This window comes from Cellulomonas sp. P4_H12, assembly GCF_056400905.1.
Genome location: NZ_JBFUKJ010000010.1, coordinates 1 through 14,352, shown reverse-complemented (window position 1 = coordinate 14,352; position 14,352 = coordinate 1). Strand labels below are relative to the sequence as shown.

Annotated in this window: 17 protein-coding genes and 1 tRNA gene; 9 read left to right on the top strand and 9 right to left on the bottom strand. The window is 74.0% G+C overall.

Features of this window, described 5'->3' with window-relative positions; all coding sequences use genetic code 11:
- Positions 1-115 precede the first annotated feature (115 nt).
- Complete coding sequence (locus tag AC1DQC_RS07290; RefSeq protein WP_477050555.1) at positions 116-487, top strand: DsrE family protein; 372 nt, start codon at positions 116-118, stop codon at positions 485-487.
- Here AC1DQC_RS07290 and AC1DQC_RS07285 read toward each other — a convergent pair.
- Positions 484-936, bottom strand: coding sequence for a DUF4395 domain-containing protein (locus AC1DQC_RS07285; protein WP_477050554.1), 453 nt, complete (start codon positions 934-936; stop codon positions 484-486). The two genes, AC1DQC_RS07290 and AC1DQC_RS07285, sit on opposite strands and share 4 nt — an antisense overlap.
- Before the next feature lie 276 nt (positions 937-1,212).
- Positions 1,213-1,947 (bottom strand): hypothetical protein, encoded by a 735-nt coding sequence (locus tag AC1DQC_RS07280; RefSeq protein WP_477050553.1) that lies wholly within the window; start codon positions 1,945-1,947, stop codon positions 1,213-1,215.
- A gap of 235 nt (positions 1,948-2,182) precedes the next feature.
- On the opposite strand from AC1DQC_RS07280, the gene AC1DQC_RS07275 reads away from it, so the two are divergent.
- The 3 genes from AC1DQC_RS07275 (at position 2,183) to AC1DQC_RS07265 (ending at position 5,208) form a co-directional block, all read left to right on the top strand.
- Positions 2,183-2,911, top strand: a complete 729-nt coding sequence (locus AC1DQC_RS07275) for a winged helix-turn-helix transcriptional regulator (protein ID WP_477050552.1) — start codon at positions 2,183-2,185, stop codon at positions 2,909-2,911.
- A gap of 73 nt (positions 2,912-2,984) precedes the next feature.
- Complete coding sequence (gene nhaA, locus AC1DQC_RS07270; protein WP_477050551.1) at positions 2,985-4,265, top strand: Na+/H+ antiporter NhaA; 1,281 nt, start codon at positions 2,985-2,987, stop codon at positions 4,263-4,265.
- A gap of 10 nt (positions 4,266-4,275) precedes the next feature.
- Complete coding sequence (locus AC1DQC_RS07265; protein ID WP_477050550.1) at positions 4,276-5,208, top strand: alpha/beta fold hydrolase; 933 nt, start codon at positions 4,276-4,278, stop codon at positions 5,206-5,208.
- Here AC1DQC_RS07265 and nth read toward each other — a convergent pair.
- The gene (gene nth, locus AC1DQC_RS07260) at positions 5,205-5,921 is read right to left on the bottom strand and encodes an endonuclease III (protein ID WP_477050549.1); all 717 of its coding nucleotides are present in this window, start codon (positions 5,919-5,921) and stop codon (positions 5,205-5,207) included. The two genes, AC1DQC_RS07265 and nth, sit on opposite strands and share 4 nt — an antisense overlap.
- 175 nt (positions 5,922-6,096) lie before the next feature.
- Here nth and AC1DQC_RS07255 point away from each other — a divergent pair, with 175 nt between their 5' ends.
- Both AC1DQC_RS07255 and AC1DQC_RS07250 read left to right on the top strand, forming a co-directional pair.
- On the top strand, positions 6,097-6,513 hold the full coding sequence (locus tag AC1DQC_RS07255; protein ID WP_477050548.1) for a hypothetical protein: 417 nt from the start codon (positions 6,097-6,099) through the stop codon (positions 6,511-6,513).
- Between the two features lie 132 nt (positions 6,514-6,645).
- Positions 6,646-7,323: a Crp/Fnr family transcriptional regulator gene (locus AC1DQC_RS07250; RefSeq protein ID WP_477050547.1), complete on the top strand. Its 678-nt coding sequence runs from the start codon at positions 6,646-6,648 to the stop codon at positions 7,321-7,323.
- A 9-nt stretch (positions 7,324-7,332) separates the two neighbouring features.
- On the opposite strand, the gene AC1DQC_RS07245 is transcribed toward AC1DQC_RS07250, so the two are convergent.
- The 3 genes from AC1DQC_RS07245 to AC1DQC_RS07235 are packed head-to-tail and all read right to left on the bottom strand — an operon-like array spanning position 7,333 to position 8,321.
- Positions 7,333-7,827, bottom strand: coding sequence for a RidA family protein (locus AC1DQC_RS07245; protein WP_477050546.1), 495 nt, complete (start codon positions 7,825-7,827; stop codon positions 7,333-7,335).
- Positions 7,827-7,985, bottom strand: coding sequence for a DUF4177 domain-containing protein (locus AC1DQC_RS07240; RefSeq protein ID WP_146847999.1), 159 nt, complete (start codon positions 7,983-7,985; stop codon positions 7,827-7,829). The genes AC1DQC_RS07245 and AC1DQC_RS07240 overlap by 1 nt, the downstream gene beginning before the upstream one ends.
- A gap of 42 nt (positions 7,986-8,027) precedes the next feature.
- Positions 8,028-8,321, bottom strand: a complete 294-nt coding sequence (locus AC1DQC_RS07235; RefSeq protein WP_477050545.1) for a WhiB family transcriptional regulator — start codon at positions 8,319-8,321, stop codon at positions 8,028-8,030.
- 245 nt (positions 8,322-8,566) lie between these two features.
- Here AC1DQC_RS07235 and AC1DQC_RS07230 point away from each other — a divergent pair, with 245 nt between their 5' ends.
- From AC1DQC_RS07230 to AC1DQC_RS07220, 3 genes are all read left to right on the top strand, one after another.
- A complete protein-coding gene (locus AC1DQC_RS07230; protein ID WP_477050544.1) occupies positions 8,567-11,017 on the top strand; it encodes a transglycosylase domain-containing protein in 2,451 nt (816 codons plus the stop codon).
- Positions 11,014-11,973, top strand: a complete 960-nt coding sequence (locus AC1DQC_RS07225) for a metallophosphoesterase (protein ID WP_477050543.1) — start codon at positions 11,014-11,016, stop codon at positions 11,971-11,973. The genes AC1DQC_RS07230 and AC1DQC_RS07225 overlap by 4 nt, the downstream gene beginning before the upstream one ends.
- A gap of 48 nt (positions 11,974-12,021) precedes the next feature.
- A tRNA-Pro gene (locus AC1DQC_RS07220) sits at positions 12,022-12,095 on the top strand.
- Positions 12,096-12,156: 61 nt separating this feature from the next.
- Here the strand turns inward: AC1DQC_RS07220 and AC1DQC_RS07215 are convergent.
- The 3 genes from AC1DQC_RS07215 to AC1DQC_RS07205 form a co-directional block, all read right to left on the bottom strand.
- A complete protein-coding gene (locus tag AC1DQC_RS07215) occupies positions 12,157-13,017 on the bottom strand; it encodes a DUF4097 family beta strand repeat-containing protein (protein WP_477050542.1) in 861 nt (286 codons plus the stop codon).
- Positions 13,014-13,676, bottom strand: coding sequence for a response regulator (locus AC1DQC_RS07210; protein WP_477050541.1), 663 nt, complete (start codon positions 13,674-13,676; stop codon positions 13,014-13,016). The genes AC1DQC_RS07215 and AC1DQC_RS07210 overlap by 4 nt, the downstream gene beginning before the upstream one ends.
- Positions 13,664-14,352: sensor histidine kinase (locus tag AC1DQC_RS07205; RefSeq protein ID WP_477050540.1), on the bottom strand; the 689-nt coding region annotated here is incomplete at its 5' end. The genes AC1DQC_RS07210 and AC1DQC_RS07205, both read right to left, overlap by 13 nt.

The window sequence follows — 14,352 nt, the reverse complement described above, 5'->3', positions numbered from 1 at the left end:
GAAGCAGGCGAACCAGCCGATCGTCAGCGTCGCCGCGACCAGCAGGCCGATGTAGAAGAGCTCGAGCCCAGTCATGTCGACGATCCTAACGAGCGGACACCCCTAGCCTGTTCCGATGACCCTCACGCCGCGCCCCCTCGTGATCAAGACCACGTCCGGGACCGACCGCCCCGAGGCCACCAACCAGGCGTTCACGGTCGCCGCCGCCGCCGTCGCCGCGGGGGCCGACGTCAGCCTGTGGCTCACGGGCGAGTCGGCGTGGTTCGCCCTGCCCGGGCGCGCCGACGACCTCGTCCTCGAGCACGCGACGCCGGTGGCCGAGCTGCTGGCGATGGTGCTCGAAGGCGGCCGCGTGACCGTGTGCACGCAGTGCGCGGCCCGCCGCGGCATCACCCCCGAGCAGGTGCTGCCGGGCGTGCGGATCGCCGGCGCGGCGGTGTTCGTCGAGGAGTCCCTGGCGGAGCGGGCCCAGGCGCTCGTCTACTAGGCGGTGCGGCTCGACCGCAGCCGCAGCCCCAGCAGGTACAGCTCGCAGCCGAGGCACAGGCCGAACACCGCGTTGAGGAACGCCGCGACCAGCGCGAGCGCCGCGGCGACCGGGACCGCCGCGCTCACCCCGGCGAGCCCGAGCACGAGTCCCGCCCCGGTGATGATCAGGCCGACCAGCTGCGCGAACGTGGGCGGGCGCGGGTCCTCGAGCTCGGCAGGGGGATCCAGGCGCGGGCGGACGACCGTCCGGAACACCCACGCCTGCCAGGTGCGACCGACGCCGCCGAACGCGCCGAGGGCGAAGCTCGCGACGACCACGGCGAGCACGGCGTAGGCCGCGGGCGTCGTGCCGAGCAGCAGGACGACGATCAGCAGGACGAGGGTGAGGGCGGCGCCGAACCGCGGACCGCGGGGGTCGATGCCGGCGGGCGTGCTGGGCGTGCTCATGGGGACTCCTGGGGAGGGACGAGACGGGGGGCGTCGGTCGGCACGGGCCGACCCGGGGCCGAGGTCGCAGCGCGCCCGGCCGATCGCCCTCAGGGGGCCGACCGTCAGGCGGCGGGGACCTCGCCCGGACACGAGGCCTGTGCGCCGAGTGCGGGGGCGCAGCCGAGCGCGACGCCGGGGGCGTCGAGCGGGAGGGCGGTCAGCGTGCGCACGATGCCGCAGAGTCGCACGCCGCGCGCCGCCTGCACCACGTCCGTCTCGCGGTGTGAGCGCCGGTCAGCCGACCAGGACCCGTCCGACGACGTACACGAGGATGCCGGTCACGGTCACGGGCAACGTCACGGCGGCGAGCGAGGGCCACCGGCGCGCGAGCGACGGCAGCTGGTCGAACAGTGCGTGCAGCGTGGCGACGAGGATGCCGACCGCGAGCCCGAGCAGCAGGCCGGCGAGCGGGTCGATCCCCGGCAGCAGCAGGCCGCCGAGGGCGCCGGCACCCGCGGACGCACCGGCGGTGACCACCGACCCGATCCACGGCGTCAGGTGCAGCGCCACCACGGCCGACCCCACGGCGAGCGCCAGCGCGCCGACGACCACGAGCGGCTCGCCGCCGGCCGTCTTGCCGATCGCGACCCACCCGGCCACGGCGACCGCCACGAGCGTGCCGGCCACGGTCCCGGAGACGGACTCGACGAGCCGGGTGCGACCGTCGCGCCGGACGAGCTCGCTGACGAAGGCGAGCAGGATCGCGGCGGCGAACACCACGGGCAGGTAGCGCAGGAAGGGCTGCGTGTCGGTCAGGTGCACCACGGCGACCGCCCCGACCCCGCCGAGCGCCACGACCGTGGCGGAGCCGGCCACGAAGGGCAGGCCGGCGAGTGAGGGCCAGCCGAGCGCGAAGACGACGGCGAGGACCGCGGCGGCGACGCTCAGCGGGAGGCCGCCGAGGTAGCCGGCGACGGCCACGGCGGCGGCGAGCGCGGCCGTGACGACCGCGCGGGTAGCCAGCTGCATGGGGTCCCCTACCGTCCCGCGACCGGGGTCACGGACGACCGGTCCGGGAGCGCGCGCAGGCGAGCGGCCTGCAGGAAGGGGAGGGGCACGCCGCCGATTGTCGCATCTCGGCGCGATTTCCCTCGCGTTACGGCCGGCGCACGCGAGGGACGGGACGCCACCTGTCGACATCCCGGCGCAACTTCGCCGACGCGCGCGGTACCGTGGCCCCCACTCGCACGCGGGGAGGTCCCAGGTGGCAGATCTGCTGCTGCTCACTCCAGCGTCCGGGGGCTCCGCCCAGGTGCTCCCGGCCCTCGGTCTGTTGTCCCACCGCGTTCGCGTGCTCCCCGTAGAACCGTCGGCTCTCGTGGACGCACCGGACGCGGACATCGTCGTGCTCGACGCCAGGCGCGACCTGGTCACCGCCCGGACCACGTGCCGCCTGCTGCGCGCGACCGGCCTGACGGTCCCCCTGATCCTCGTCCTCACCGAGGGCGGCCTCACGGTCGTCACCGCCGAGTGGGGCGCCGACGACATCATCCTCGAGACGGCCAACCCCGCCGAGGTGGAGACGCGCTTCCGGCTCGTCATGGAGCGCGCCGCGACGGCGGGGTACGACGACTCCCCGCAGGAGATCTCGTCGGGCGAGCTCACCATCGACGCGGGCGGCTACACCGCTCGCCTGCGCGGTCGGCCGCTCGACCTCACGTACAAGGAGTTCGAGCTCCTCAAGTACCTCGTGCAGCACCCGGGCCGCGTGTTCACTCGCGCGCAGCTGCTGCAGGAGGTCTGGGGCTACGACTACTACGGAGGGACCCGGACGGTCGACGTCCACGTGCGGCGCCTGCGCGCCAAGCTCGGCCCCGAGCACGAGCAGCTCATCGGCACCGTGCGCAACGTCGGCTACCGCTTCGACCCGCCCAAGGACCGCCGCGGCGCGGTCGACGGGCGCAACGAGGTCCCCGAGACCGCCGACGCCTGACCCTGGGTAGCCTGGGCCGCGGTGAGCCGGGAAGCCTGGTCGGCGCGTCCACTCCCCTGCCACGGAGGTGCCCGTGCCCACGCCCGTCAGCCGCCTGTTCGCCGCACTGTCCCCCGGGTCCGAGCGCAACCTGCTCGACACCCTGCGCGAGGAGCGCGTGGGCGGCGCGCTGCTGCTGGCCGCCACGGTCGCTGCCCTCCTGTGGGCGAACCTCGACCCCGCGTCGTACGCCCAGGTGTCCGACACGGTCCTCGGGCCGGCCGCCTTGCACCTCGACCTGACGGTGGCCACGTGGGCCACCGACGGCCTGCTCGCGATCTTCTTCTTCGTCGTCGGCCTCGAGCTCAAGCGGGAGATCGTCGCCGGAGAGCTGCGGAAGCCCAGCACGGCGGTCGTCCCGATCGTCGCGGCGGTCGGCGGCATGGTCGTCCCGGCGCTGCTGTACCTGGCGGTGAACCTCACTGCCGCCGACGGCGTCGCGCGGGGCTGGGCCGTGCCCACCGCGACCGACATCGCGTTCGCGGTCTCGGTGCTCGCCATCGTCGGGCGCAGCCTGCCCAACGCCCTGCGCGCCTTCCTGCTGACCCTCGCGGTGGTCGACGACCTGCTGGCCATCATCGTCATCGGCGTGGTCTACACCGACAGCGTCTCCGCACTCTGGCTGGGCGTCGGAGCGGCGTCCGTGGCCGTGTTCGCGCTGGTCATCCGCCTGGGGTGGGTCAGCGGCTGGCTGCTGGTCCCGCTCGGGCTCGTCGCCTGGGCCGCCGTGCACGCCTCGGGCGTGCACGCGACGATCGCCGGGGTGGCGCTCGGGCTCGTCGTGCCGGCCACCCCGGCGGCGACCCGCACGGCCCTGCGGCTGTCGGCCGATCCCGAGGAGTCCCTGGCCGAACGGTGGGAGCACCGGTGGCGACCGCTGTCCGCGGGCGTCGCGGTCCCGGTGTTCGCCCTGTTCGCGGCGGGAGTGACCCTGACCGCCGGCGCGCTGCAGACCACGTTCGCCGACCCCGTGGCCCAGGGCGTCGCCCTCGGCCTCGTCGTCGGCAAGCCGCTCGGCATCCTCGGCGCGACGTTCCTCGTCGCCCGGTTCACGCGCGCCTCGCTGGCGCCGGGGCTGGGCTGGGCGGACGTCGGCGCCGTCGGGCTGCTGGGCGGCATCGGGTTCACCGTGTCCCTGCTGGTGGGCGAGCTCGCCTTCGGAGCCGGCAGCGCGCACGACGAGCACGTCATCGTCTCGGTGCTCGTCGCGTCGCTCGTCGCGGCCGTGCTGGGCGGCGCAGCGCTGTTCCAGCGCGACCGACATCACGCGCGCGAGGCCGCGGCACCCTCCCTGCGGGCCGACGAGACCGGGTAGGTTCGCCCCGATGAGTACCGTCGACTCCGCCTCGCTCCTCATCGACGGCCCCTGGGAGCACCGGTTCGTGGCCGCGAACGGGGCCCGGTTCCACGTCGCCGTCGCCGGACCGGACGACCGCGACGCCCCGCTGGTCGTCCTGCTGCACGGCGTCCCGGAGTTCTGGTGGGCGTGGCGTCACCAGCTCCCGCCGCTGGCCGACGCGGGCTACCGGGTGGCGGCCATGGACGTGCGCGGAACCGGCGGCTCGGACAAGCCGCCCCAGGGGTACGACGTGCCGACGCTCGCGGCCGACGTCGCCGGGGTCATCCAGTCGCTCGGGGCGCCCGACGCGGTGGTCGTCGGCAGCGGCACGGGCGGGGAGATCGCCTGGGCCATGGCTGGGCTGCACGCCGACCGCGTCCGGGCCATCGCGCCGCTGGCCGCGCCCCACCCGCTGGACACCCGCGGGCACCCGCGCGCCGCCGTGCGGGCCTCGGCCGTCCGGCGGCTGGCCTTCGTGCAGCTGCCGTCGTTCCCGGAGCGCGCACTCATGGGGGGCGACCTGGTCGCCCGGCTGCTGCGCGAGTGGGGCGGCACGCCGGGGTGGCTCGATGCCGAGGCCGAACGCACCTACCGCGCCGCGGCCAACGTCCCCTTCGCCGCGCACAGCCAGATGGAGCAGCTGCGCTGGCTGGTGCGCTCGATGCCGCGCCTGGACGGCCGCCGCTACCACGGCGCCCTCGAGCAGACCCGACCCCTGCCCGTGCTCCAGCTGCACGGCGGCCGGGACGGACTGCGACCGCCGACGCGCGCGGCGCTCTCCCGGGACACCGCCGCGCTGGTCGGGCCGCAGTACCAGTTCGAGCTGCTGCCGTCGGCCGGCCACTACCTCGCCGAGGAGGCGCCGGAGCGCGTCACGGACCTGCTCCTGACCTGGCTGCGGACGGTCGCGCCGGTCTAGCCCTTGAGCATCGCGAGCGCGCGCACGGGATCGACCTCGCCGATGCCGGCCGACGGGCACATCGACGCGACCGGGCACGCCCCGCACGCCGGCTTGCGCGCGAAGCAGGTGCGCCGTCCGTGGAAGATCAGCCGGTGCGACGCCATGGTCCAGTCCTTGCGGGGGAGCAGCGCGTCGAGCTCCTTCTCCACCACGATCGGGTCGTCGCTCGCGGTGTAGCCCAGCCGCTTCGACAGCCGCATCACGTGCGTGTCGGTGGTGATCCCGGGGACGCCGAACGCGTTGCCGAGCACCACGTTGGCCGTCTTGCGCCCGACGCCCGGCAACGTCACCAGGTCCACCAGGCGTCCGGGCACCTCGCCGCCGAACCGMTCGACCAGCTCCCGGGACAGGCCCATGACGGCCTTGGCCTTGGCGCGGAAGAACCCCGTCGGCCGCAGGATCTCCTCCAGCTCCTCGGGGTTGGCGGCCGCGAGGGCCGCCGCGTCCGGGTAGCGGGCGAAGAGGACCGGCGTGGTGAGGTTCACGCGCACGTCCGTGGTCTGCGCGGAGAGCACGGTGGCCACCAGCAGCTCGAACGGCGAGGTGAAGTCGAGCTCGCAGCGGGCGTCGGGGTACCGGACCGCGAGGGCGCGGTCGATGCGGCGGGCGCGCCGCGTGCGGGCGAGGTCGGACTCGACGGCGAGCGGGGATGCAACGGCGGGGTCAGTCACAGCGGCAGCGTACGTCGCGCCGCCCACACCCGTTCGAGTCGCCTGTGACCTGCGGCGTTGCTCCCTTGGAGTGATCCCGTGGCGCACACAGGTATCCCCGCTCAAGGTGGGGCCGTACCGGGCCGAAACGAGACATGGCGCCCGGACGAGGCGCCCGGCTGAGGAGGACCGGCCCATGGCGCCACCCGTCGACCAGCGGGTCAGCGATCTTCGACTCGACCGGCGTGCGCTGCGCGCCGAGCACGCCAGGGTGACCTGGTGGCGTCGGCTGGTGCGCGCCCGCCTCGACCTGGCGGTGGCCCAGGCGGCGCGCCCGCAGACCCTCGGCGAGGGCGTGGCGTTCCACCTGCCGCTCGAGGTCGGCGTCGAGGTCCCCCGACCGGCCGCGCTCGCGTCGGTGCTCGGCGGCACCGAACCCGTCGCCGACGCCGTGCGGCTCCACGAGCTGCGCGCCCTCGACGACCAGCTCTCCACCTACGCCGCCGGGGTCGAGGCGGCCCTCACCCGCGCCACGGACCGCCTCATCGCGCGCCTGGCCGCGGACCCCGACGTGGTCGTCGCCGGACTGCGGGAGCCTCTGGGCCGCGGATGACGGCCACCATGGGGCAGACTGAGGGCGGATCAAGCCGCTGACCAGCGGTCGGTCCGTCTGTGCTCAGTCGTGAACGATGCCGCCACCGGGACGATCCGGGCAGCGCGCGGCCAGGAAGGTGAGGTGTCCGGAGTGGAGGACGACATCGTGCTGTCGGCGCCGCTGTTCGCGGGTCTGGACCCGGAAGCGTCGGAGGCGCTCGTCGCGACGATGAAGGCGATCGACTTCGCGCGCGGCGACGCGCTGTTCCACGAGGGCGAGCCGGGTGACCGGCTCTACGTCGTGCGCGAGGGCAAGATCAAGCTCGGCCGACGCTCCAACGACGGACGCGAGAACCTGCTCGCCGTGCTCGGTCCCGGCGAGATGTTCGGCGAGCTGAGCCTGTTCGACCCCGGCCCGCGCACCGCCACGGCGACCGTCGTCGCCGACGCCGTCGTGCTCGAGCTCGGTCACGGCGACCTCATCCGCTGGCTCCAGGACAAGCCCACCGTGGCGCAGCACCTGCTCCAGGCGCTCGCCCGCCGGCTGCGGCGCACCAACGAGGCGCTCGCGGACCTGGTGTTCTCCGACGTCCCCGGCCGCGTCGCCAAGGCGCTGCTCGACCTGTCGACCCGGTTCGGCGAGCGCGTGGACGAGGGCATCCGCGTGGCGCACGACCTGACGCAGGAGGAGCTCGCGCAGCTCGTCGGCGCCTCGCGCGAGACCGTGAACAAGGCGCTCGCCGACTTCGCGGCGCGCGGCTGGGTCCGCCGCGAGGGTCGTGCCGTCGTGCTGCTCGACGTCGAGCGGCTGGAGCGCCGGGCCCGCTGAGCGGCGGGCTCAGCCCAGCTCGACGACGATCTCGACCTCGACCGGCGAGTCCATCGGCAGCACCGCCACGCCGACGGCCGAGCGCGCGTGCACGCCGGCGTCCCCGAGGACCTGGTGCAGCAGCAGGCTCGCCCCGTTGACCACGGCGGGCTGACCGGTGAAGGCAGGGTCGCTGGCGACGAAGCCGACCACCTTGGTCACGTGCACGATCCGGTCGAGGGCGTCCGGACCCGACGGGCCGCCCTCGGCCGCGACGACGGCGGCGACCGCGGCGAGAGCGTTCAGCGCGGAGATCCGCGCGTACCCGGCGGCGTCCTCCGGGGCGACGAGCCCCTCCCCGACGCCCACCTTGCCCGTGGCCGGCAGCGCGCCGGCGACGAACGGCAGCTGGCCGGACGTGTACACGTACGCGCCGGAGCGGACGGCCGGCACGTACGCCGCGAGCGGCAGTGCGACCTCCGGCAGCTCCAGCCCGAGCTCGGCCAGCCGGGCAGCGGCACCCATCAGGACTCCTTGGGCCGCTTGAGGTAGGCGACGAGGCCGGCGTCCGGCCCCTGGATCACCTGCACGAGCTCCCACCCGTCGGCGCCCCACTGGTCGAGGATCGCCTTGGTGGCGTGAATGATGAGCGGAATCGTCGCGTACTCCCACGTCGTTGCCATGGCAGCCACCCTAGCGGGGGCGCCCGGCCGGTCGGAGCGCTCTCACAGGCCGCCGACCGGGTCGGAGCCGACCAGCTCCGCACGCCAGGACCGGACCTCGGGGCGCCGGCGCAGGAGCGCCCGACGCTCCCGCTCGGTCATCCCGCCCCACACGCCGAAGTCCATGCGGTTGTCGAGGGCGTCCGCCAGGCAGGCGAGCCGGACCGGGCACGCGGTGCAGACGGCACGCGCCTCGCGCTGGGCGGCCCCCTCGACGAACAGCGCGTCGGGCGCCAGCTTGCCCGCGCCGCATGCCGCGAGCGCGGTCCAGTGCGCGTCCTGCACGAGTGCGGTCACCCGATCCTCCTGAACACGCCGAGGGGGGCGTGCCGTGGCAACCGCACCCGAGTCCTGCCCGGAAACTAGCGGGCGGACGACCCTCCTGGCGAGACTCCGTTCGGGTCATATCGTCATATGGACGTGTGACCGACTCGGGAGGACCGCAGGCAGCCGGGATCCTGCATGTGCAGGTCCCGTGCAGGTCGGGGCGTCGGCCGCCGATCCGGACGAGTGCGGACAGGACCGCCTACTACCCTGACGGCATGCCGAACCCTGCGCGCCAGCGCGGCCGACAGGTCAACGTCTTCCAGGCGTTGGCCCTCCTGCTGTCCTTCGTGCTCGTCGCCGGGGTCGGTGGGGTGCTCGCCGCCGGACTCGTCCTCCCGGGAGTCGCCGCCGCCAACGGCGTGACCGACCTGACCGTCACGGCCTTCGACGACCTCCCGACCGAGCTCCAGGAGCAGGCGCTCCCGGAGAAGTCGACGATCCTGGCCGCCGACGGCTCGCTGCTGGCGACGTTCTACGACCAGAACCGTGTCGTCGTGCCGCTGGCCGAGATCTCGCCGCAGCTGCAGCACGCCGTCATCGCGACCGAGGACAAGCGCTTCTACCAGCACGCCGGTGTCGACCCCCAGGGCATGCTCCGCGCCTTCGTCAAGGGCCAGACGACGAGCGGGCCGCAGCAGGGCGCCTCGACGCTGACGCAGCAGTACGTCAAGAACGTGCTCATCGACGCCGCGCTCTCCAAGGACACCGAGGCCGAGCGGCTGGCCGCCATCAACGCGGCGCGCGAGGCCGACGGTGCCGAGGGCGTCGCGCGCAAGCTGCGTGAGGCCAAGCTCGCCATCTCGCTCGAGAAGAAGTTCACCAAAGACCAGATCCTCGAGAAGTACCTGAACATCGCGCAGTTCGGCGCCTCGGTGTACGGCGCGGAGTCGGCGGCCCAGTACTACTTCCAGAAGCCCGCGAAGGACCTCACCTACCTCGAGGCCGCGACGATCGCCGGCATCACGCAGAGCCCGTCCAAGTGGGACCCGGTGCTCAACCCTGACAAGTCGCAGGACCGCCGCAACACGGTCCTGTCGCTCATGAAGGCGCAGGGCTACATCACGCCCGACGAGTACGCCGCCGGGATCGCGACGCCGCTGGCCGACACGCTGCACGTCACGCCGTTGAAGCAGGGCTGCGTCGCCGCGGGCGACGTCATCGCCGGCGCCGGCTACTTCTGCGACTACGTCACCAAGGTGATCGTCAACGACCCCGCGTTCGGCGCGACCCCGGCGGAGCGCAAGTCGGTGCTCTACCGCGGCGGCCTGACCATCACGACGACCCTCGACCCCCGCCTGCAGACGCTCGCGGACACCGAGGTCAAGAACGGCATCCCGGTCGACGACCCGTCCGGCGTGGCCACGTCGATCGTCACCGTGGAGCCCGGCTCCGGCAAGATCCTCACGATGGCGCAGAACCGCATCTACGCGGCGGCCGCGGCCCCCGGGACGCGTGAGGAGTCGGTCAACTTCAACACCGACGGCGCGTACGGCGGCTCCGGCGGCTTCGCGCCCGGCTCGACGTTCAAGCCCTTCACGCTGCTCGAGTGGCTCAAGCAGGGGCACAGCCTCTATGAGCAGGTCAACGGCACCGAGCGCACCCTGAACGAGAACATGTTCACCACGTGCGGCCAGAAGGGCCCGAACAAGCCCTGGCCCGTGGGGAACTCCGAGGGCGGCGCCGGCATGATGACCGTGCTCGACGCCACGAAGAACTCGGTCAACCTGGCCTACCTGACGATGGCCAGCCAGCTCGACATGTGCAACATCATGAAGGGCGCCGAGGACCTCGGGATGCACACGGCGAAGCCTCGCGCCGACGGCTCGTCCACCCCCGGCACCAACCCGTCCAACGTCATCGGCAGCGACTCGGTCGCGCCCCTGTCGATGGCCGCGGCGTTCGCGACCTTCGCCTCCGGTGGCACCTACTGCACCCCGGTCGCCATCACGAGCGTCAAGGACGCCAACGGCAACGAGCTCCCGGTCCCCCAGGCCAACTGCCACCAGGCGATCGAGCCCAAGTACGCCAACACGATCAACTTCGCGCTGAGCAACGTGTGGAACGGCACCGCCAAGACCGTCGGCGCCCCGCCGTTCCCGTCCGCCGGCAAGACGGGCACCACGAGCCACAACGAGGAGACCTGGTTCGTGGGCTACACGCCGCTGCTCGCGACCGCGGTGTGGGTCGGCTACAAGGAGGGCTTCACGCCCGTCCAGAAGCTGACGATCAACGGCAAGTACGTCAAGTACACCTTCGGCTCCACCATCGCCGCGCCGACCTGGAAGCGGTTCTCGACGCAGGCGCTCGACGGCGCGGCGAACCCCGGCTTCGCGGACCCGGACAACAAGCTGGTGTTCGGCGAGAAGATCCCGGTGCCGTCCGTCGTCGGCAAGTCCGAGGGCGACGCCCGCGCGGTGCTGAAGGGCGCCGGGTTCAACGTGAGCATCGACCCCACCCAGGTGGGCTCCGGCTACCCGGCCGGCACGGTCGTGTCGCAGAGCCCGTCCGGCACCGCCACGCGCGGCTCGGCGATCCTGCTCACGCTGTCCAACGGCCAGCCGGCCGCGCCGCCGCCGCCGGTCGACCCCAACCAGCCCGCGCAGGGCGCCCAGCCGGGGCCGGGCCAGGGTGGACCCGGTGACGGCCGCGGCCGTGGCAAGCCGTGACGGGCGGGGACCGCTCGAACGCACAGACGCTCGCCCGCGCCGCCGGTGCCGTCGCGCTCGCCGGCGCGGCTGGGCTCGCCTACTCGCTGGTCGAGGCGCGCTGGTACACGCTGCGCGAGGTCACCGTCCCGGTGCTGCCGGCCGGCCAGGACCCGCTGCGGATCCTGCACCTCTCCGACCTGCACCTGACGCCCGGCCAGCGCAGGAAGGTCGACTGGGTGCGCGACCTCGCGTCGCTGGACCCGCACCTCGTCGTCGACACGGGTGACAACTGGGCGCACCTCGACGCGATGCCGGCGCTGCTGGAGGCCCTCGAGCCGCACCTCGCGGTGCCGGGCGCGTTCGTGCTCGGCTCCAACGACTACATCGCGCCGACGCCGAAGAACCCCGCGCGCTACCTGCTGCCCGACGCCCGTCGGACCCACCAGGAGCCGCCGGTCGAGCTGCCGTGGCGCGAGCTCACCTCACGGTTCCGGTCCGCGGGCTGGATCGACCTCACCAACCGCCGGGACGTCGTCAAGGTCGACGGGCGGGTGCTGTCGCTCGTCGGCACCGACGACGCGCACCTCGACCGCGACCGGTTCCCGGCGGCGGGCGAGGACGACGACGCCCGCACGGGCTCGACGCCGGTGGACCTGCACCTGGGCGTCACGCACGCGCCGTACCGCCGAGTGCTGGACGCCATGCACGCCGACGACGTCGACCTGGCGATCGCCGGGCACACGCACGGCGGGCAGCTCGCGCTGCCGTTGTGGGGGGCGCTCGTCACCAACTGCGACCTCGACACCCGCCGAGCCAAGGGTCTGCACGGCTGGCCGGGACCGCGTCCGGACCAGCCGGGCGGCGCGGGCTCGACGTGGATGCACGTGTCCGCGGGGCTCGGCACGTCGCCGTACGCGCCGGTGCGGTTCGCGTGCCGGCCGGAAGCGACGCTCCTCACGCTCGTGGCGGCCTGATCCGGTTTCGTCGCACGGGTAGTCGTCGGCTATCCTTACCAGGCTCCACGGGGTGTGGCGCAGCTTGGTAGCGCGCTTCGTTCGGGACGAAGAGGTCGTGGGTTCGAATCCCGCCACCCCGACAGACGAGAAGGGCCCCTGATCAGCAGATCTGCTGATCAGGGGCCTTTCTCGTGCGGTCGGTCAGCCGCGCGGCGCCAGGAACGCAGCGTCTCCGTCGCTGGTGCGGATGCGCACGTGCGTCGACGCGGCGGGGTCGGTCGGTCCTTCGATGATCTCGCGGCCGTCCGAGGCGGAGATGTCCAGCGCGACCGGCTCCCCCGTGCCGTACACGGTCGCGTCCCCGTCGCTGGCGTGCGCGTCGACGTCGCCCTGGACGTCCGAGATCTCGACCCGCCCGTCGCTCGAGCGCGCGACGACCGAGCCCGACACGCCCGAGACCGTCACGCCGCCGTCGGCGGAGCTCACCGTGAGCGAGCCGCGGACCGTGTCCACGTCGACGGTGCCGTCGTTGGCGCGAACGGTGACGTCGCCGTCGACGTCGGAGATCCTCGAGTCCCCGTCGCTGACGCGGACGTCGAGCGGACCGCGCAGGGCCGACGCGTCGACCGCGCCGTCGCTGGCACGGACCACCACGGCGGTGCCGTCGGGGACCGTCACGTCGAGCGACGCGGAGCAGAACCCCGGCCGCCACGACTCGCACCGGTAGCTGACGGTGAGGCGGTCGCCGGCCCGGGCCGCGTCGTAGCGGGCGGGCGTCAGCGTCGTGCGCCTGGTGCGCTCGACCTCGACGCGGTCGCCGCCGGTGGTCACGGTGACGTGGCCGTCGGCGACCAGCTCGACCACCGGCGCGGCCGGGTAGGAGGCGGTGCCGACGACGGTCGTCGCGTCGCCGGACCCGAGCACGAGAAGGTTGACGGCGCTGTAGCCGGCCGAGAGGACGAGGACGCCGCCGATGATGGCGCCGACCCAGGTCAGGGCGCGGGCAGCAGGGGTGCGCGCGGGCGGCGAGGTGACCGGCGGGCGCTCGAGGGTCGTGGTCATGAGCGGTCTCCTGGTTCGTGCTCCAGCCAGCGCAGGACGGCGAGCACGCGGCGGTGGTCGTCGGCGGCCTGCGGGAGGTCGAGCTTGGTGAGGATGGACGTCACGTGCTTCTCGACGGCCGGGAGGCCGACGACGAGGCGGTCGGCGATGGCCGCGTTGGAGCGGCCCTCCGCCATGAGGCCGAGCACGTCCCGCTCGCGCGGCGTGAGGGTCTCGAGGCCCGAGCGCCGTGCCCGGGCAAGGATCTGGGCGACGACCTCGGGGTCGATCACCGTGCCGCCGCCGGCCACGCGGCCGAGGGCGTCGAGGAACTCGTCCACGTCGGCCACGCGGTCCTTGAGCACGTAGCCGAGCCCGCGGACGTCACCGGCGAACAGCTCCCGGGCGTACCGCTGCTCGACGTACTGCGACAGGACCAGCACCGGCAGCCTCGGGTGCAGGCTGCGCAGGTGGACCGCGGCGCGCAGGCCCTCGTCGGTGTGCGACGGGGGCATCCGGACGTCGGTGACGAGGATGTCCGGCAGCTCCGTGGCCGGCCCGAGGGCGGCGACCACGTCGTCGGCGGTGGTGTAGCCGGTGACCTCGTGCCCCTCCGCGGCGAGCAGCCTGGTCAGGCCGTCGAGCAGCAGGACCGAGTCCTCGGCGATCACGATGCGCACGGCACCTCCACGGTGAGTCGGGTGCCGGCTCCGGCCGGGCTGTCCAGGTCGAAGGTGCCGTCCAGGGCGGCGACGCGGCTGCGCAGGCCGTCCAGCCCGCTGCCGGGCGTCGCGTGCGCTCCCCCGCGCCCGTCGTCGGCGATGACGAGGCGGAGCATGCCGTCGGCGGTGACCGTGACCACCACCTGGTGCGCCTCGGCGTGCTTGGCYGCGTTGGTGAGCGCCTCGGCGACGACGAAGTACGCCGCGGCCTGCGCGGAGGTGCTCGCGCGGCTCAGGGAGGGCGGGTCGGGGACCTCGACGCGGACCGGGACGGGGCTGCGGGCGGCGAGCGCCGAGAGGGCCGCATCGAGGCCGCGATCCGTGAGGACGGCCGGGTGGATGCCGCGGACCAGGTCGCGCAGCTCCGCCAGCGTCTCCTTGACCTCGCTGTGCGCGTGCTCCAGGGCCGCGGCCGCCACCGGGTCGCTCGAGACCTTGCGCCGCGCGGCGCCCAGCTCGACGCCGAGCGCGACCAGGCGCTGCTGGGCACCGTCGTGCAGGTCGCGCTCGATGCGGCGGCGCTCCTCGTCGGCGGCACCGACGGCCGCCGTCCGCGTCTCGCGCAGCTGGACCGCCCGGCCCTCGGCCTGCACGGCCCGGGCCTGCGCCTGGCGCGCGGCCTCGACGGCGTCGG